The 16,837-nt window shown below is 45.0% G+C and carries 19 protein-coding genes; 15 read left to right on the plus strand and 4 right to left on the minus strand.

The genetic code is table 11. The features are described 5' to 3' along the window. The first annotated feature begins 103 nt into the window (after positions 1-103). From bioB to bioD, 4 genes are read left to right on the plus strand one after another with little or no spacing between them, the layout of a single operon-like run. The gene (gene bioB, locus VER99_RS05440) at positions 104-1,156 is read left to right on the plus strand and encodes a biotin synthase BioB (protein WP_014231463.1); all 1,053 of its coding nucleotides are present in this window, start codon (positions 104-106) and stop codon (positions 1,154-1,156) included. Next, positions 1,143-2,294: an 8-amino-7-oxononanoate synthase gene (bioF, locus tag VER99_RS05445; protein WP_020332931.1), complete on the plus strand. Its 1,152-nt coding sequence runs from the start codon at positions 1,143-1,145 to the stop codon at positions 2,292-2,294. The genes bioB and bioF overlap by 14 nt, the downstream gene beginning before the upstream one ends. Further along, entirely contained in the window at positions 2,294-3,100 is an 807-nt protein-coding gene (gene bioC / locus VER99_RS05450) for a malonyl-ACP O-methyltransferase BioC (RefSeq protein ID WP_020332932.1), read from the plus strand. Before bioF ends, bioC begins: the two co-directional genes overlap by 1 nt. Beyond that, positions 3,097-3,780 (plus strand): dethiobiotin synthase, encoded by a 684-nt coding sequence (gene bioD, locus VER99_RS05455; RefSeq protein WP_020332934.1) that lies wholly within the window; start codon positions 3,097-3,099, stop codon positions 3,778-3,780. The genes bioC and bioD overlap by 4 nt, the downstream gene beginning before the upstream one ends. A 69-nt stretch (positions 3,781-3,849) precedes the next feature. On the opposite strand, the gene VER99_RS05460 is transcribed toward bioD, so the two are convergent. Next, positions 3,850-4,017 carry a hypothetical protein gene (locus tag VER99_RS05460; protein ID WP_014231467.1) on the minus strand — a complete coding sequence of 56 codons (168 nt, stop codon included), beginning with the start codon at positions 4,015-4,017 and terminating at the stop codon, positions 3,850-3,852. A 313-nt stretch (positions 4,018-4,330) separates the two neighbouring features. Between VER99_RS05460 and htpX the strand changes: the two genes are divergently transcribed. From htpX to VER99_RS05505, 9 genes are all read left to right on the plus strand, one after another. Beyond that, positions 4,331-5,200, plus strand: coding sequence for a protease HtpX (gene htpX, locus VER99_RS05465; protein WP_014231468.1), 870 nt, complete (start codon positions 4,331-4,333; stop codon positions 5,198-5,200). A gap of 203 nt (positions 5,201-5,403) precedes the next feature. Next, positions 5,404-5,823: a nuclear transport factor 2 family protein gene (locus VER99_RS05470; protein ID WP_014231469.1), complete on the plus strand. Its 420-nt coding sequence runs from the start codon at positions 5,404-5,406 to the stop codon at positions 5,821-5,823. Beyond that, entirely contained in the window at positions 5,820-6,545 is a 726-nt protein-coding gene (locus VER99_RS05475) for an SDR family oxidoreductase (protein ID WP_020332935.1), read from the plus strand. The genes VER99_RS05470 and VER99_RS05475 overlap by 4 nt, the downstream gene beginning before the upstream one ends. 13 nt (positions 6,546-6,558) lie before the next feature. Then, positions 6,559-7,851 carry an NAD(P)/FAD-dependent oxidoreductase gene (locus VER99_RS05480; protein ID WP_020332936.1) on the plus strand — a complete coding sequence of 431 codons (1,293 nt, stop codon included), beginning with the start codon at positions 6,559-6,561 and terminating at the stop codon, positions 7,849-7,851. A gap of 1 nt (position 7,852) precedes the next feature. Then, positions 7,853-8,662 (plus strand): DUF1365 domain-containing protein, encoded by an 810-nt coding sequence (locus VER99_RS05485; protein ID WP_024372833.1) that lies wholly within the window; start codon positions 7,853-7,855, stop codon positions 8,660-8,662. Then, positions 8,656-9,912 carry an SAM-dependent methyltransferase gene (locus VER99_RS05490; protein ID WP_020332938.1) on the plus strand — a complete coding sequence of 419 codons (1,257 nt, stop codon included), beginning with the start codon at positions 8,656-8,658 and terminating at the stop codon, positions 9,910-9,912. The genes VER99_RS05485 and VER99_RS05490 overlap by 7 nt, the downstream gene beginning before the upstream one ends. Positions 9,913-9,918: 6 nt before the next feature. Then, positions 9,919-10,431 carry a DUF2878 domain-containing protein gene (locus tag VER99_RS05495; protein WP_020332939.1) on the plus strand — a complete coding sequence of 171 codons (513 nt, stop codon included), beginning with the start codon at positions 9,919-9,921 and terminating at the stop codon, positions 10,429-10,431. Next, positions 10,391-10,987 carry a chalcone isomerase family protein gene (locus VER99_RS05500; RefSeq protein WP_020332940.1) on the plus strand — a complete coding sequence of 199 codons (597 nt, stop codon included), beginning with the start codon at positions 10,391-10,393 and terminating at the stop codon, positions 10,985-10,987. The genes VER99_RS05495 and VER99_RS05500 overlap by 41 nt, the downstream gene beginning before the upstream one ends. 44 nt (positions 10,988-11,031) lie before the next feature. Beyond that, positions 11,032-11,520 (plus strand): DUF3833 domain-containing protein, encoded by a 489-nt coding sequence (locus VER99_RS05505; RefSeq protein ID WP_152490531.1) that lies wholly within the window; start codon positions 11,032-11,034, stop codon positions 11,518-11,520. Positions 11,521-11,617: 97 nt separating this feature from the next. On the opposite strand, the gene purB is transcribed toward VER99_RS05505, so the two are convergent. From purB to mnmA, 3 genes are all read right to left on the minus strand, one after another. Next, entirely contained in the window at positions 11,618-12,988 is a 1,371-nt protein-coding gene (gene purB, locus VER99_RS05510) for an adenylosuccinate lyase (protein WP_014231477.1), read from the minus strand. A gap of 150 nt (positions 12,989-13,138) precedes the next feature. Beyond that, positions 13,139-13,756, minus strand: a complete 618-nt coding sequence (gene hflD, locus VER99_RS05515; protein ID WP_014231478.1) for a high frequency lysogenization protein HflD — start codon at positions 13,754-13,756, stop codon at positions 13,139-13,141. Positions 13,757-13,766: 10 nt separating this feature from the next. Beyond that, complete coding sequence (gene mnmA / locus VER99_RS05520; protein ID WP_020332942.1) at positions 13,767-14,891, minus strand: tRNA 2-thiouridine(34) synthase MnmA; 1,125 nt, start codon at positions 14,889-14,891, stop codon at positions 13,767-13,769. A 191-nt stretch (positions 14,892-15,082) separates the two neighbouring features. On the opposite strand from mnmA, the gene VER99_RS05525 reads away from it, so the two are divergent. Next, entirely contained in the window at positions 15,083-15,352 is a 270-nt protein-coding gene (locus VER99_RS05525; RefSeq protein WP_014231480.1) for a hypothetical protein, read from the plus strand. A 116-nt stretch (positions 15,353-15,468) separates the two neighbouring features. Beyond that, positions 15,469-16,773, plus strand: coding sequence for an inosine/guanosine kinase (locus VER99_RS05530; RefSeq protein WP_014231481.1), 1,305 nt, complete (start codon positions 15,469-15,471; stop codon positions 16,771-16,773). The last annotated feature ends 64 nt before the right edge of the window (positions 16,774-16,837 follow it).

Genomic DNA, 16,837 nt, shown 5'->3' on the forward strand with positions numbered 1-16,837 from the left:
AAAAATGACCGGTTGTAAACTTATGATTTTGCGATTGTGTTGACAGTTTATCGAGACTAAGTAGACTGTCAACACAACAAAAAAAGTAATCTAAGGAATACACGTGGAAGTACGTCATAACTGGACGCATGCAGAAGTACAAGAGCTAATGGAAAAACCATTTATGGATCTTCTGTTCGAAGCACAGCTTGTTCACCGTCAATACCAGCAAACCAATCATGTTCAAGTTAGCACATTGCTATCAATCAAGACGGGTGCATGCCCAGAAGACTGTAAGTACTGTCCTCAAAGCGCGAGATACACCACAGACATTGAAAAAGAGCGTTTAATGGAAGTGGAACGTGTCCTCGATGCGGCGCAAAAAGCGAAAAATGCAGGCTCTACCCGTTTCTGTATGGGCGCTGCGTGGAAGAACCCGAAAGAGCGCGACATGCCACACCTGACAGATATGATCAAAGGCGTGAAAGGTATGGGTTTAGAAACCTGTATGACGCTGGGTATGTTGACGCCAGAGCAAGCGAATCAACTTGCCGACGCGGGCTTGGATTACTATAACCACAACCTTGATACGTCACCTGAGTTTTACGGCAATATCATCACAACTCGCACTTATCAGGATCGTCTGGATACGCTATCTCATGTTCGTGATGCGGGCATGAAAATTTGTTCGGGCGGCATCATTGGTATGGGCGAAAGTGCCAACGACCGTGCTGGTTTATTAGTTGAACTTGCTAATCTGCCGACTCATCCAGAAAGTGTACCAATCAACATGCTGGTTAAAGTGAAAGGCACACCGCTTGAAAAAGTCGAAGATGTTGAACCATTTGATTTTATTCGTCTCATTGCTATCGCACGAATCATGATGCCTCAATCTGCGGTTCGCTTGTCTGCGGGACGCGAAAACATGAATGAGCAAATGCAAGCGTTGTGTTTCATGGCTGGTGCGAACTCTGTTTTCTACGGTTGTAAGCTACTTACAACGCCAAACCCTTCTGAAGACAAAGATATGATGCTGTTTGATAAGTTAGGCATAAACAGCCAGCAAGTCTCGCAAAAGCCGGATGAAATTGAAGAGAACGAATTGCTTGATCGTGTGGTAGAACGTGTTGCCGCTCGCCCAACTAAAGACGACCTTTTCTACGATGCCAGCGTTTAAATCTCGTATCGAATCAGCACTCTCTCAACGTAAAGAGCAGGGGCTGGATCGCTCAATGAACTTAGTGTTTGCCGGTAATCAGTCTGTTCTGGAACACGCGGGCAAACGCTATATCAACTTCTCGAGTAATGATTACCTTGGTTTGGCCAATGATCAATCTTTGGTTCGGGCTTGGCAGCAGGGGCTAAGTGTTTACGGTAGTGGCAGCGGAGCTTCACCTATGGTGACAGGGTTTAGCGCTGCGCACAGTAATCTAGAAGCCGCATTGACTGAGTGGTTGGGCTATGAGCGAGCAATATTGTTTGGCTCGGGCTTCAGCGCCAATCAGGCATTGCTGTTTACTCTGTTGGAAAAGTCAGATGTCTTATTGCAAGACCGGCTTAATCACGCGTCTTTAATGGAAGCCGGTGCGTTGTCTCCCGCTAAAATGAAACGCTTTAAACATAATGACCTCGAACATCTCAGATCGCTTATCAATACCGAATGTAATCATTTAGTGGTGACGGAAGGCGTTTTTAGTATGGATGGTGATTGCTCACCTCTTGCGGCGCTTGCCCAGATAACTCAAGAAAATGATGCCTGGCTGGCAGTGGATGACGCTCATGGCATTGGTGTGTTGGGCGATACTGGTGGTGGTTCGTGTGAGAAGGCCAATATCAAGCCAGATATACTCGTAGTCACATTTGGCAAGGCGTTTGGCGTTTCCGGTGCTGCCATTTTGTGTGACCGCGTGACAGGTGACTTCCTGACACAGTTCGCGCGCCATCACGTCTATTCGACAGCCATGCCTCCTGCACAAGCGTATGCGTTAACTCATGCGGTTTCCATCGTTCAGGAGCAAGGTTGGCGGAGAGAGAAGCTGGCGGAGTTAAGTGCTTACTATCAGGAATGCTTACACGATATGAGCGGCTTTATTGAAACACTGACACCGATTAAACCTTTTGTTATCGGTGATGCAGAGAAAGCGTTAAGTGTCGCAGACTCATGTCGCCAGCACGGTTTCTGGGTTACGGCGATCCGACCGCCGACGGTTCCAGCAGGGACGTCCCGGTTGCGTATCACTTTGACGGCGAATCACACCAAAGATCAAATCAAAACATTATCTCACGTACTTGAACAAGCACTAGGAGCGCGGTAATGAATCAAGCAGAACAGAGAGATCTGGCTCTTGAAAGTCTAGATAAGAGTGCTATCGCTACTTCATTCAGTAAAGCCGCCAATACGTATGATGCACATGCGGCGTTTCAACGCGATGTAGGGCATCGGTTATTAGAAAGGCTTCCAGAAGATTTATCAGGGAAGCGCGTATTAGATCTAGGTTGTGGGACGGGTTACTTCTCTGAGTTACTCCAGCAACGTGGTGCCGAAGTGGTGTGTGTGGATCTCTCTCAAGAGATGTTAAACAAGGCCCATCAACGATGCGGCGATGCAAGAGCACGCTATGTTTTAGCCGACGCAGAAAACTTGCCTTTTGATGATCATCACTTTGATTTTGTCTTTTCGAGTTTGGCTCTTCAGTGGTGTCGTGATTTAAGCTATCCGTTACGCGAAGTACGCCGAGTTCTCAAGGACGGGGGCGCTGGCTTTTTCTCTACTCTGGTTGATGGTTCTCTCTATGAGCTACGTGAGTCATGGAAAAAAATTGATGCATATCAACACGTCAATAACTTTATAACGATCAATCAGGTAAAAATTGCGTTGGCGCAAGCTCACTGCAATGACCATCATCTAGACTTGACCTCCATCACAGTTTGGTACGACTCTGCGTTTTCTGTTATGCGAGACCTTAAAGGTATCGGAGCAACCCATGTTAGTGGGCGCTCTCCTGCGCTGACAAGCCGCCGCAAACTTTTACACGTAGAACGTGCGTACCAAGAATTCAAAAACGATAAAGGTCTTTTACCTGCAAGTTATCAGGTTTGTTTTGGAGTAATACATCTATGATTGATGCTTTTTTTATTGCTGGTACGGATACTGATGTAGGAAAAACGGTAGCGTCTAAAGCCATTCTGCAAGCGTTAGCGGCAAAAGGGTTAAATACCATTGGTTATAAGCCAGTGGCAGCAGGAAGCGAAAAGACAGAGCAAGGTTGGCGCAACTCAGATGCGTTGCATTTACAAAAAGCAGCGACACTAGAAGTGGCTTACGATGATATAAATCCGTACGCACTGGAGCTGCCAACTTCGCCTCATATTGCCGCGAAACATGAAGATGTTGAGATTAAATACGACGTTTTAAGTGAAAAGCTGGCTCAGCACAAAGCTCAGGCTGACGTGGTATTGGTTGAAGGTGCTGGCGGGTGGCGTGTCCCTGTTTCGGATACAGACAATCTTTCTACTTGGGTTAAACAAGAGCAGCTTCCAGTTGTTTTGGTTGTTGGTATTAAACTGGGTTGTTTGAGCCACGCATTTTTAACCGCAGAGGCAATTCGAGCCGATGGTTTGAACCTTGTTGGGTGGGTAGCAAATCGCGTGAACCCGGGAACGGAGCACTATGCGGACATCATCGAGATGCTGGAATCTCGCTTAGGTGCACCCAAATTAGGTGAGATCCCTTATGTTCCTAGTGCTAAGCGCAAAGAACTCGGCAAATACATTAACATCGATCCTTTGCTTCAACGCTAACACAGAAAAACGAAAGGGCTGCATTGCGCAGCCCTTTCCATTATTCGAATTCGAAAACCTAATTCAGGTTTATTTTTCGTTACCGAGACCCATCAATGCGTGTTGCGTTTCTGCAATACGATTAGCCATATGATCATCAGTCGAAATACCAAGTTGTTGCTTTGCCTCGTCCTCTGAGATACCTAGGTGACAACGTAGTAAATCGATAGCCATTTGATAGTCGTTCGTTTCTACCATGATTTTTCCCTCAAGACATGGAATTGGAGCTACTCGGCTTCGGAAAGCCTTTAGAGTTCGCTCTGTTTTTTGTTCATCTGACCTGAATTTAGCACGCTGAAACAATCGAACAATAAGACCAAAGTCTAAACCTGGTCTAAAATACTGTTTTTAGGCTATAAAAATTTACGATTTATTTCAGTTGAGAAAACAAATGTTGCAATTTATTGCTTAACCTTGTTTTTAACAGCGATAGACTATATCTATAACGCAACGGAGCACGAAACCAAATGGGATCGGCTTTTACAACAATAAGCTTCCTCGGAGAAAAGTAATGAAGCGAGTTATGTTATTCCTGGCAACTAACCTAGCCGTTGTGCTAGTTCTTAGTGTTGTTCTGAATATTGTTTACGCTACAACGGGAATGCAGCCGGGCAGTTTGTCTGGTTTGCTGGTTATGGCTGCGGTCTTTGGTTTTGGTGGTGCACTGATTTCGTTAATGATGTCAAAAGGCATGGCACTGCGTTCGGTTGGCGGTATGGTTATCGAAAGCCCACGTAACGAAACAGAGCACTGGCTACTGGAGACAGTAGGTCGTCAGGCTCAGCAAGCGGGGATCGGCATGCCAACGGTGGCAATTTATGATTCACCAGATATTAATGCCTTCGCAACAGGTGCAAAGCGTGATGACTCATTGGTTGCAGTTTCTACGGGTCTGCTACATAACATGACTCGCGATGAAGCTGAAGCCGTATTGGCGCACGAGGTAAGTCACATTGCTAATGGTGACATGGTTACGATGACACTGATGCAAGGTGTTGTGAACACGTTTGTTATCTTCTTGTCACGTTTTATCGCCAACATGGTGGCGTCTAACGATGAGGAAGAAGGTCAAGGTTCAAACATGATGGTGTACTTTGGTGTCTCTATGGTACTGGAACTGGTGTTTGGTTTCTTAGCAAGCTTCATCACCATGTGGTACAGCCGTCATCGTGAGTTCCATGCAGACGCTGGTGCCGCTAGTCTGGTCGGCAAAGAAAAAATGATTGCTGCTCTTGAGCGCTTAAAAATGAGCCAAGAGTCGAAGTTAGATGGCACTATGATGGCATTTGGTATCAACGGTAAGCAGTCTTTGACAGAGCTACTAATGAGCCACCCACCACTAGACAAGCGTATTAACGCTCTGCGCAATCAACAGTACTAATTGAATAATTTTCTGAAAAGGCTTGGTTTTTACCAAGCCTTTTTTTCGTTTGTCTGATCGCTACCTTCCTTGTTCACGTATCACACCTAAAAGAAACAAAGTTATACAAAATATTTTTTGTACAACTTTATGTGATTAGTCTATGTTGTACGTATAATATTTTTGTACAACATGAACGGTTGAAGGTGCGTAGGAGCAACGAAATGGAATTACGGTCTGTCGTCGATATTTACCAGCAGCTCAGCAAAGATAACTTACATCTGCTGGATGAAATTTATCACCCTGATGTGGTGTTTGAAGACGCAGCGCATCGATTAGAGGGCAGAACCGCTCTCTACCAATACTTTCAATCACTGTATACCAACGTAATCCGCTGTGACTTTGTCATTCATGAACACCAACAGGTGGATGATACGGGGTTTATTACGTGGACCATGGAATTACTCCATCCAAAGCTACAGGGTGGATCGCCAATTTTGGTAAATGGAGCTTCTCATCTGAAGTTTGCTGAAGGACAAGTCATTTATCATCGCGACTACTTTGATCTCGGCGAGATGCTTTATGAAAACTTACCCCTACTTGGCGCGGTGGTAAAAATCGTGAAGCAGAGGTTATCGCAATGAGCGGCTCGATTTTGATTACTGGGGCGACGTCTGGCATAGGAAAGCAGCTTGCGTTGGATTACGCCAATTCTGGCTGGCGTGTCATAGCTTGTGGGCGTAACGAATCCGTACTCAGTGAGCTAAGTGATGTTTCACCGCAGATCGAAACGCTTCGGTTTGACGTGACGAATTACGAAGAAACCATGCATGCACTGTCATCACTCAGCTTTGTTCCAGATACCTGGTTTTTCAATGCTGGAGATTGCGAGTACATGGACAATGGCCACGTTGACGCGAGACTCATGGCGCGAGTGCTGAACGTTAACGTTATTGGGATGGCCAATTGTGTCGAAGCCTGTCAGAGCTATTTTGAAGCGGGGCATAGAGTGGTGATTGTCGGTTCTATTGCGTCTGAAGTGGCTTTACCGAGAGCAGAGGCGTACGGGGCATCGAAAGCGGCTGTGAGCTACTTTGCCCGCACACTCGCCTTAGATCTCGCCAAGAAAGGGATAAAGGTTATCACGGTCTTTCCTGGCTTTGTCGAGACGCCGCTTACCGACAAAAACACCTTTGCAATGCCGATGATCATTTCCGTCAAGCAAGCCTCTGATTCGATCAGGAAGCAGCTTTCAGCAAATAAAAGTCACATCTATTTCCCTGCGAGGTTTACCAGCATTCTTCGCTTCATTTCGTTGTTTCCATACCGCTGGCAAGCCCGCTTAATGCGTAAACTCGTGTCGTAAAAAGGAAGAAAATATGAAAATTGCAATTATAGGCACAGGGATATCCGGACTGACGTGCGGTTATTACTTGCATAAAGAACATGACATCACTTTATTTGAAGCGAATGATTACATCGGTGGGCACACAGCAACCGTTGATGTCACTGTTGATGAAAAAGACTATGCAATTGACACTGGCTTTATCGTTTATAACGACCGTACCTATCCAAATTTTATCAAGATGATGAATGAAATTGGCGTAGAAGGCATTCCGACTCAAATGAGCTTCAGCGTCCGTAATAACGGAAACGGGTTAGAGTACAATGGTCACACGATTTCTACACTGTTCGCGCAAAAGCGTAATTGGTTAAATCCAAAGTTTTATCGCTTTATCTACGAGATACTTCGTTTCAACAAGTTAGCGAAAGCCTTCGCCAAGAACGAAAACACCAATTTGCAAACGCTTGGTGAATTTCTCGATGAACATAAATTTAGTGGGTTCTTCACTGACAATTACATTCTTCCTATGGGCGCGGCCATTTGGTCTTCTACACTTGCGGATATGCGTGCATTTCCGTTGATGTTTTTCTTACGTTTTTTCTTGAATCATGGATTGCTTGATGTGACGAATCGTCCACAGTGGTATGTGATCAAAGGTGGCTCTCGCGCTTACATTCCGCCGTTGACTCAAGGGTTTGCACAAAATATCCGTCTCAACAGTCCGGTTGAAAGCGTTACGCGAAGTAAAGATCGTGTGCTTTTGCACGTAAACGGGACTACGGAGTGGTTCGACGAAGTGATATTTGCATGCCACAGTGATCAGGCAATGAGAATGCTCAGTGAGCTGTCTGACGAGGAGAGAAGTATTCTTGGTGATATGGCGTATCAATCCAACGAGGTGGTTCTGCACACTGATACAAGCTTGCTGCCGAAACGCAAAGCAGCCTGGGCTTCCTGGAACTATCTTTTAGAGGGGAGCGACAGCGAGAAACAACGATTACCGTCACTCACGTACGATATGAACATACTTCAGCATTTAGATTCTCCTCATACTTTTTGCGTAACGTTGAATAGCACCGAGCAGATCGATGAAAACAAAATTCTTCGTAAGTTCTCTTATGATCATCCCGTTTTTACGACCGAATCTATAGCGGCTCAACAGAGAAGGAGTGAGATTCAGGGCGTTGCACATACCTGGTTCTGTGGGGCTTATTGGCATAACGGGTTTCATGAAGATGGTGTGCGTAGTGCTTTGGATGTAGTCAAAGCGATGAAAGAGAAAACGAAAGCACAAGATGTTACTACGCTACAAAGAGGCGCAGCATAACATGGCTAGCGGTATGAACAGCCGATTGTTTATTGGCAATGTAAGACATCGTCGCTTCACTCCCGTGTCGCACGAATTGAACTATTCGTTATTCATGCCAGCCATTGATGTTGACGAGATTGATGAGCTTGAAAAGAAAGTGTGGGGATTTGGAACACGCTGGTGGCATTGGGCGCGGTTTAAGCGCAGTGACTATGTCGGTGAGGGCAGCCTTAAAAAGGCAGTACAAGACAAATTAGAAAGCCTGACAGGCGTGAAATGTGATGGTCGAGTCATTGCGGTTTGCCACTTGCGCTATTTAGGGCTCTATTTTAGTCCGGTTAATTTCTACTATGTTTATAACAAGCAGGGTGAATGGAAATATTTGCTGGCTGAAGTAAGCAATACACCGTGGAATGAGCGTCATTATTATGCCGTTTCTGTTGATCAGGATGATGAACAATTTGGCTGGAAGCAGGAAAAAGCGTTCCATGTCTCCCCGTTTAACCCGATTGACCAGCAGTACCACTGGAAGATTAAACCACTGACCGACAAGCTCAATATTCATTTAGAGTGCCATAAAGATGGTAAGCATTTTGATGCAACCATGGCAATGAAAGCGACAGTATTATCTAGTAAAAGCTTGATGAAGTGTTTGGTCATCACACCGATACAAACAGTCAAAGTGGTGTTTGGCATTTACTGGCACGCATTGAAGTTATGGAGAAAAGGTGCGCCTTTTTATTCCCACCCTAAATACTCCAACGAAAATAACACGCAGCCAGAAAAGAAAAAAAAGGAAAGCAATAACAAGGAGAATTCTGCATGTTGAATAGTAGTGCAATCACATTGCCGTGCGAACTGAGTACCACTCAAAAAGCGGCTCGCAGAGTGATCGTTCAATGTTTGAAAAAAATGGAATTTGGTTGTTTAACCTTAATCGAGAGCTTTAATTCCGGCGGAGCAGAAAGAAGCGAACGATTTACAGCACCGGCTGGTATGTATCGCGAGGAGCCTGTGTCGGCGACCATCGAGGTGAAACATCCCGGTTTGTACTCACGTATTTTACGAGGTGGCAGTATCGCTGCAGGTGAGGCTTACATGGATGGCTGGTGGGATAGCCCAGACCTGACGGCATTGATGAAGCTAATGGCGATAAACATGCGCGCATTAGATAAAATCGAAGAGCAGGGTAGTTGGGTAACCAAGCTGTTTTACAAAGTCAGCCATTGGGCTAACCGCAACTCTCAAGAGAACTCTCGCAAAAATATTCATGCGCACTATGATCTCGGCAATGCGCTGTATGAGTCATTTCTAGACAGTAATATGCTCTATTCATCTGCGCTTTATCGCCAAGGTAGTGAGTCACTAGAGCAGGCGCAAATCAATAAAATGGATCGTCTTTGCCAACAGATCGATCTAAAAGCATCCGATCATGTTATTGAGATTGGTACCGGTTGGGGCGCGATGGCGATTTATATGGCTGAGCAGTATGGCTGCCGGGTGACCACCACCACTATTTCAGAAGAACAGCACGCCTACGCCAAGCAACAGATTGAAGAGAAAGGCTTGTCGGATAAAATCACCTTGCTTAAAGAAGATTATCGCAACCTTGATGGCACTTATGACAAGTTAGTTTCGATAGAGATGATTGAAGCGGTGGGGAAAGCGTTTTTGCCGTCTTATATTAAGAAGTGTGAGTCACTGCTGAAACCCGGTGGTTTAATGGCTATTCAGGCGATCACTATTGCCGATCAGCGTTATGACTATTACAGCAATAACGTCGATTTTATTCAAAAGTACATATTTCCAGGTGGATTTTTACCTTCAGTGACTTCTCTGACTCAAGCGGCGACAAAGTACAGTGATCTTGTTGTTCGAGACCTGTTCGATATCGGCCTCGATTATGCGAAAACACTCAATGAATGGCATCGCCGGTTTAATCAAGCTGAGGAAGAAGTTCGCGCGCTAGGTTATGATGACCGATTTATCCGTATGTGGCGTTATTACATGAGTTATTGCGAGGGTGGTTTTTTAGCACGAACCATTAGCACAGTGCACATGACTTTTCAGCGACCTTAATTCGTCATGAGAGTATTGATTGCATCAACCTGGTTTCAACTTTGCTGGTTTGCTGCGGTACTAGGTACCTATCAGTGGCAATGGTTTACCCTTGGTTTTACTTTGGCCACCATTGCCTACTGTGCGGTACGCGATGCGACGTCATTGAAACCCATCGCTGTCATCGTTATTTTCGGGCTCGCCCTGGATAGTTTTAACCAACAGTTTTCGCTTCTGAGCTTCCTAACGATATGGCTGCCAATATGGTTGATGTGCTTATGGGTAATGTTTGCCTGGTATGCCTACCAGCTAAAATCCGTTTTGTATCGTTTTCCTAAAACTTACGTATCAATAATAGGCGGCATTGGGGGAGCAGCGAGTTATTTCGCTGGCTACAAACTCCAGGCTGTTGATTTTGGTTACGATGTTACCTTATCGATGATGGTTTTATTCGTGGAATGGTGCGTTGTAACCCAGTTGATACTCAGGGTGTATGGAAATGAAAAGCTTACAGGGAAAGTTAACCAAGAATCTAATTAGCGTGTTACTCCTTTCTGGGCTGATTCTGCCGGTTCCGCTGTATGCACAGAGTGCGGGTGCCGATACCGCCCATGTGAATACAGCGCAATGGCGTCAATGGAAAACGGTCGGTGAAGCAAAGCTGACTTGGTTCATCTTTGATATTTACGAGTCACGGTTAAGAGCTCCGGATGGACGCTATCAGGTGAGTGCGGATGTATCTCCTCATCCAATTGCGCTCGAAATTTATTATAAGCGCGACGTCACCAAGCAACAGTTGTTAGAAGTAACCGATGAGCAATGGCAAAAGCTGGGAATAGAACAATCCCTTCGTCAGCAATGGCTAACCATTCTTAATATGATGTATCCAACCATTAAAAAGGGCGACGAGCTTGCCTATGTAACCGATGGTAAAACCGGGCATCTTCTTCATCGTCGTGCTGGAGATGCTTATCCTCAAACGGTTGGCTATGTCAAAGATGAAGCATTAAACGATGCTTTTCTCTCCATTTGGTTGTCACCAAAAACCGAGTTTCCGAAACTTCGTAAACAATTGATAGGGCAGGTTACGCAGTGAAGATCTTCAAATTGATCATCGTTTTGGTGGCGAGCGCCGTTACCATGCTTGTGAGCTCCTGCTCGGCAGAGTTAGACAATTACCAGACGACGAAACCCAGCTTTGACTTGTTTGGCTATTTCGATGGCAATGTAAAAGCGTGGGGAATGGTACAAGACTACTCTGATAAACAAACCAGACGATTCGAAGTAGAAATTGTTGGTACGGTACAAGGTAATCAATTAACACTGGTAGAAGACTTCTTGTTTGATGATGGCGAAGTGGACCAGCGAATTTGGGTGATCTCCAGATTAGAGAATAACCGTTATGAGGGCAAAGCAGACGACATTATTGGCGTGGCAACCGGTCAGGAGCAAGGTAACGCATTACAATGGCAGTATGACTTTGAGTTAAAAATGGATGACGACACCATCACTGTCGCTTTTGATGACTGGCTTTATCGTCAAGATGACAGACACGTGTTTAACCTGACTAAAATTAAGAAGTTTGGTGTCGAAGTAGGGACCATAACCTTATTTTTTCAAAAGCAATAACGTTACGTATCTTTGCCATTATCAAAACCCGTATAAAACAAAAAAGGTTGACGCTTTCACGTCAACCTTTTCAATGTCTGGCTAATTAAATTAGCGCTTACAGCTTATCAGTTAGCTCGATTGCCTGACCGATGTAGTTTGCTGGCGTCATTTCTTTAAGACGAGCTTTCTCGTGCTCAGGAAGCTCAAGACCATCGATAAATACACGCATTGCTTCACCGTCTACACGCTTACCACGAGTTAGCTCTTTTAGCTTCTCGTATGGCTTCTCGATGCCGTAACGACGCATTACAGTTTGCACTGGCTCTGCTAGAACTTCCCAGTTCTTATCAAGTTCAGCAAGAAGCGCTTCACGGTTAACTTCTAGCTTGCTGATGCCTTTTAGCGTTGAAGTGTATGCGATTACTGCGTAGCCAACACCCACACCCAGGTTACGTAGAACTGTTGAGTCAGTCAGGTCACGTTGCCAGCGAGAGATTGGCAGTTTTTGCGCTAGGTGGCCGAATACTGCGTTCGCAAGACCTAGGTTACCTTCAGAGTTTTCAAAGTCGATTGGGTTAACTTTGTGTGGCATCGTAGAAGAGCCGATCTCACCAGCGATAGTTTTTTGCTTGAAGTGGCCTAGTGCGATGTAACCCCAAACGTCACGGTCAAAGTCGATTAGGATTGTGTTGAAACGTGCAACCGCGTCGAACAATTCAGCGATGTAATCGTGTGGTTCGATTTGAGTTGTGTATGGGTTCCAAGTTACACCTAGAGATTCAGTGATGAACTCTTCGCTGAATTTGTGCCAGTCTAGTTCTGGGTAAGCTGAAAGGTGAGCGTTGTAGTTGCCTACTGCGCCGTTGATTTTCGCTAGGATCTCAACGTTTTCGATCTGCTTGTATTGACGCTCCATGCGGTACGCCACGTTAGCCATCTCTTTACCCATTGTTGATGGAGAAGCTGGCTGACCGTGTGTACGAGACAGAAGTGGAATGTCGCGGTATTCAACAGCAAGTGCTTTGATTGCGTCGATTAGGTTGCGGATTTCTGGAAGAATTACCGTCTCACGTGCTTCTTTAAGCATTAGAGCGTGTGACGTGTTATTGATGTCTTCAGAAGTACATGCAAAGTGGAAAAACTCATTAACTGCGTGCAGTTCAGGAACATCGGCCACTTTTTCTTTTAGGAAGTACTCAACCGCTTTTACGTCGTGGTTAGTTGTGCGCTCGATCTCTTTGATTCGGCGCGCATCTTCTTCAGAGAAGTTTGCAGCAAGGTCGTCTAGGAATTGGTTCGCTTCTGCGCTGAATGCTGGCACTTCTGCGATTTCAGCAGTAGCAGCTAGCTTTTGTAACCAGCGGACTTCAACGATAGTACGGTATTTAAGTAGACCGTATTCACTGAAAATTTCGCGTAACGCAATCGTCTTACTTCCGTAACGGCCGTCTACTGGTGAAACAGCAGTCAATGCTGACAGTTCCATGATGTTCTCCTGAATTGGGTTTCTAAATTTCGTGAGCGTTATACCAATAACTGTGGCAATTGTCACGAACATTGCGCAAACGTTTGCGCGAGAGTGGTTTTAAGCTAAAAAAACGAGCTCGCGATAAACGCGAGCTTGTTATTGTTATTCTTACATACGGGCCAACAGGATCTGTGCCTGTTCGACCATTTTTTTGCGACCAAAAATCAAGTGGCGACGTTTACCACCAACCTGACGCCAAAGTACCGCACTGCGAATACCGGATAATAGTAGTGCACGAACTTTATGCTGAATCGAGGTTTGTTGCAGGACTGCAGGCGTACCAGTTACTTGAATACGCGGACCGATAGGGCTAACTACATCCAGGTAAATGCTTGCCAGGTTGCTGATCATTTGGTCGTCCATCAACTCGAAGTGATCGGTTTGACGCTGTGCCATCTGGATTCGATCACCGAGCTGAGACATGGCGTCGTTACGCGCCGTCAATTTACGTTCCAGCGCCATCAAGCTAATGATGTAGCGAGTGAGTTCGCTTCCAGACGGCGTACTATCGATTCCTTTAACCAAACACTCCAGACCGAGCTTAAGGTCGGCTTCGCGACCGAACACGCCAATCGTGTTGGCTGGACTGGTGTTCAAAATAGCGTTAATGGATGTTTCAAAGGCATCTTGATCACAATGTCCGTTTTTCGCAACTTGTTGAACCAAAGCAACAGCTTGGCAAATGCCAGCAAACGCGATAGTACGGTCATAAAGTGTATTCGCCACGTAACAACTCCTAAGCTTGAGAATATTTAATGCGTTGTTCGATGATACCGCCACCCAGACAAACGTCATCTTTATAGAACACAGCGGATTGACCTGGAGTCACTGCAATTTGTGGCTCATCAAAGATCACTTTAATGTTCTCATCATCGATAGGGATGATTGTACAAGGAATATCTTGCTGACGGTAACGAGTTTTTACCGTGCACTTCATAACATCGCGAATTGGCTCACGATCTACCCAATGCAGTTGTGACGCAAGTAGACCTTCTGATTTTAGCATCGGATGGTCTTTACCCTGAACTGCAATCAGTACGTTACGCTCAAGATCTTTCTCTCCAACAAACCATGGATCTTCATTACCACCGCCGCCTTTACGGCCGCCAATATGCAGACCTTTGCGTTGACCTAGCGTGTGGTACATCAAACCTTGGTGCTGGCCAATGACTTCACCTTCTGGCGTTTCGATGTTGCCTGGTTGGGCTGGCAGGTAACGGCCTAAGAAGTCAGTAAACTTGCGCTCTCCGATAAAGCAGATACCAGTCGAGTCTTTCTTCTTCGCTGTAATTAGACCTTGTTCTTCCGCGATACGGCGTACTTCAGGTTTTTCCAGATCACCAACCGGGAACAGGCTGCGCGCAACTTGTTCGTGGCTCAATGTGTATAGGAAGTAGCTTTGGTCTTTGTTGCTATCCAAGCCACGTAACATTTGCGGTTTTTCACCGTTTTCAGGAAAAGAGCGGCGTACGTAGTGGCCCATTGCAATGTAATCTGCATCCAATACTTCGTCAGCAAATTCAAGGAACGCTTTAAACTTAATTTCTTTGTTACAAAGAATGTCTGGGTTAGGCGTACGGCCTGCTTTGTACTCAGCAAGGAAATACTCAAATACGTTATCCCAGTATTCGGCAGCAAAGTTAATGGTGTGTAGGTGGATGCCAAGCTTGTCACATACTGCCTGAGCATCGGCTAAATCTTCTGCTGCTGTGCAATATTCTTCGTTGTCATCTTCTTCCCAGTTCTTCATGAACAGGCCTTCTACTTGGTAGCCTTGTTGCTTTAGAAGATACGCAGAAACAGATGAATCAACGCCGCCGGACATACCGACGATGACTTTCTTTTGGCTGTTATCAGACATTACTAAACACCACTTAAATAAACGGGAGGCAGATTCTACCAGAATCCACAAACCGGTGACAGATCCGAGAGCGAAATCACACTTCGATTTTGATGTAAATTTAACCGAAAGAGAGCACTGTGTGAGAATTCGATAAGTATAGAAGGGATATATATGGCATAGTTGCCGAAAATCCAAGAGGTAATATCAAGATGACTGAAGAAAACCAATTTATGCAAGAAGCTGAGTTAATTGAGATTGTTGAAAATCAATTAGAAGACGGCAATCCGATGAAAGCCAAAGAAACACTTATGCGTCTAGTGATGACGGGGACGCCTCGCGAAGATGCAGTGGCAATGATGGCATGTGCGATGTCGATTGAAGTGTTTGATGTGATGAAGAACGAAGGTGAGTTTAGTCTGAAACGTTATAGCGAGCACCTGGATCAACTGCCAGATTTAAGCTTTATGGAAGGCGAATAAGTCATCGCGGAGAAAAAAGAGACGGGCAAACGTTTGCTATAATGGCTGTTATTGCCGCAATATTATTCGCGGTATAGAATCCGTTTTCTTTTTCATCCCTTACTCAGACTAACAATATGAAATTTCCTGGACAACGCAAATCCAAGCATTATTTTCCTGTTCATGCTCGTGACCCTTTAGTCAGTCAAGCACAAGAAAGCAAGAAGATGACGCGTACTCACATCATCGGTATTGATCAAACACTGGTCGATATTGAAGCAAAAGTTACGACAGATGTGATTGAAAAATATGGTTTGAGTAAAGGCCACTCATTAGTTATTAATGATGAAACAGCAGAAGCGCTTTATCAGCAATTAAAAGAAGAGAACCTAATCACTAACGAATACGCTGGTGGTACGATTGGCAATACGTTGCACAATTACTCTGTTCTTGCTGATGATCGTTCCACTTTGCTTGGGGTAATGAGTCAGGACATTAGAATTGGTAGCTACGGCTACCGTTATTTGTGTAATACATCAAGCCGTATGGACCTTAACTACCTTCAAGGTGTTAATGGCTCAATAGGGCGTTGTTTTGCTCTTATTACAGAAGACGGTGAACGTACTTTTGCCATCAGCGAAGGTCAGATGAACCAACTTCATCCCGATAGCATCCCAGAGAAAATCTTCAAAAATGCGTCTGCGCTTTTATTGACGTCTTACCTGGTGCGTTGCAAAGAGGGCGACCCAATGCCGGAAGCAACCATGAAGGCGATCGAGTACGCGAAAAAGTATGATGTGCCAGTTGTACTGACATTGGGTACAAAATTTGTTATTCAGGACGACCCTCAATACTGGCAAGCGTTTATTCGTGACCATGTTTCTGTTGTCGCAATGAATGAAGATGAAGCCGAAGCACTGACAGGTGAATCTGATCCTTTAGCGGCATCAGACAAGACGTTGGATTGGGCAGATCTAGTACTTTGTACTGCTGGTCCTGTTGGTTTATTCATGGCGGGTTATACAGAAGATAGCGCGAAGCGTGAGACTACTTTGCCATTGTTGCCAGGATCAATTGCAGAGTTTAACCGTTACGAATTTAGCCGACCTGCACAAAAAGACGCGTGTGAAACACCGATCAAAGTGTATTCTCATATTTCACCATATATGGGTGGCCCGGAGAAAATTAAGAATACCAATGGCGCAGGTGATGCGGCTTTGTCTGCGGTTTTACATGACATGGCTGCGAATAAATACCACAAAGAAAATGTGCCTAATTCAAGTAAGCACAGCAATGAGTATTTAACTTACTCTTCTTTTTCACAAGTTTGTAAATACGCAAACCGTGCAAGTTATGAAGTTCTTGTTCAGCATTCTCCACGTCTTTCACGTGGCTTGCCAGAGCGAGAAGATAGTTTAGAAGAAGCGTATTGGGAACGTTAATTTAGTTAAAGTTAACAGCTCATTTACAAATGTAAAAATGGCGCATAATGATATGCGCCATTTT

This window comes from Vibrio natriegens NBRC 15636 = ATCC 14048 = DSM 759 (assembly GCF_035621455.1).
Classification (GTDB): Bacteria; Pseudomonadota; Gammaproteobacteria; order Enterobacterales; family Vibrionaceae; genus Vibrio; species Vibrio natriegens.

Excerpts from the sequence above, each read along its gene's own strand:
- bioF (WP_020332931.1), top strand. The coding sequence starts at position 1,143 with ATGCCAGCGTTTAAATCTCGTATCGAATCAGCACTCTCTCAACGTAAA.
- bioC (WP_020332932.1), top strand. The coding sequence starts at position 2,294 with ATGAATCAAGCAGAACAGAGAGATCTGGCTCTTGAAAGTCTAGATAAG.
- bioD (WP_020332934.1), top strand. The coding sequence starts at position 3,097 with ATGATTGATGCTTTTTTTATTGCTGGTACGGATACTGATGTAGGAAAA.
- VER99_RS05460 (WP_014231467.1), bottom strand. The coding sequence starts at position 4,017 with ATGGTAGAAACGAACGACTATCAAATGGCTATCGATTTACTACGTTGT.
- htpX (WP_014231468.1), top strand. The coding sequence starts at position 4,331 with ATGAAGCGAGTTATGTTATTCCTGGCAACTAACCTAGCCGTTGTGCTA.
- VER99_RS05470 (WP_014231469.1), top strand. The coding sequence starts at position 5,404 with ATGGAATTACGGTCTGTCGTCGATATTTACCAGCAGCTCAGCAAAGAT.
- VER99_RS05475 (WP_020332935.1), top strand. The coding sequence starts at position 5,820 with ATGAGCGGCTCGATTTTGATTACTGGGGCGACGTCTGGCATAGGAAAG.
- VER99_RS05480 (WP_020332936.1), top strand. The coding sequence starts at position 6,559 with ATGAAAATTGCAATTATAGGCACAGGGATATCCGGACTGACGTGCGGT.
- VER99_RS05485 (WP_024372833.1), top strand. The coding sequence starts at position 7,853 with ATGGCTAGCGGTATGAACAGCCGATTGTTTATTGGCAATGTAAGACAT.
- VER99_RS05490 (WP_020332938.1), top strand. The coding sequence starts at position 8,656 with ATGTTGAATAGTAGTGCAATCACATTGCCGTGCGAACTGAGTACCACT.
- VER99_RS05495 (WP_020332939.1), top strand. The coding sequence starts at position 9,919 with ATGAGAGTATTGATTGCATCAACCTGGTTTCAACTTTGCTGGTTTGCT.
- VER99_RS05500 (WP_020332940.1), top strand. The coding sequence starts at position 10,391 with ATGAAAAGCTTACAGGGAAAGTTAACCAAGAATCTAATTAGCGTGTTA.
- VER99_RS05505 (WP_152490531.1), top strand. The coding sequence starts at position 11,032 with ATGCTTGTGAGCTCCTGCTCGGCAGAGTTAGACAATTACCAGACGACG.
- purB (WP_014231477.1), bottom strand. The coding sequence starts at position 12,988 with ATGGAACTGTCAGCATTGACTGCTGTTTCACCAGTAGACGGCCGTTAC.
- mnmA (WP_020332942.1), bottom strand. The coding sequence starts at position 14,891 with ATGTCTGATAACAGCCAAAAGAAAGTCATCGTCGGTATGTCCGGCGGC.
- VER99_RS05525 (WP_014231480.1), top strand. The coding sequence starts at position 15,083 with ATGACTGAAGAAAACCAATTTATGCAAGAAGCTGAGTTAATTGAGATT.
- VER99_RS05530 (WP_014231481.1), top strand. The coding sequence starts at position 15,469 with ATGAAATTTCCTGGACAACGCAAATCCAAGCATTATTTTCCTGTTCAT.